This is a genomic window from Vibrio sp. 378, from assembly GCF_033339435.1.
On record NZ_JAWOUO010001098.1, the window covers coordinates 1 to 533 of the forward strand.

The window sequence follows — 533 nt, forward strand, 5'->3', positions numbered from 1 at the left end:
TCAACTTACGCAACTTGGTGGATCCGTCAAACGATCGAACGTGCGTTGATGAACCAAACTCGCACCATTCGCTTGCCTATTCATGTCGTGAAAGAGCTGAACATTTATCTGCGTACTGCGCGTGAACTTTCTCAAAAGCTCGATCATGAACCAACTGCAGAAGAAATTGCTGCTCAATTAGATATACCAGTAGAAGATGTCAGCAAAATGCTGCGTCTTAACGAGCGTATTAGCTCCGTTGATACCCCAATTGGTGGTGACGGTGAAAAAGCGCTTCTGGATATTATTCCTGACGCAAATAACTCTGATCCAGAAGTGTCGACTCAAGATGATGACATTAAATCGTCTTTGATCCATTGGTTGGAAGAGTTGAATCCAAAACAAAAAGAAGTGCTTGCACGCCGTTTTGGTTTGCTTGGTTATGAGCCGTCTACGCTTGAAGAAGTGGGACGAGAGATTGGTCTTACCCGTGAGCGTGTACGGCAAATTCAAGTGGAGGGTTTACGTCGACTTCGTGAAATCCTAATTAAACA

Annotated in this window: 1 protein-coding gene; it reads left to right on the forward strand. The window is 44.3% G+C overall.

Features of this window, described 5'->3' with window-relative positions:
• The coding region (locus R7Q48_RS30585) for a sigma-70 family RNA polymerase sigma factor (RefSeq protein WP_318134177.1) at positions 1-533 on the forward strand (533 nt) is incomplete at both ends.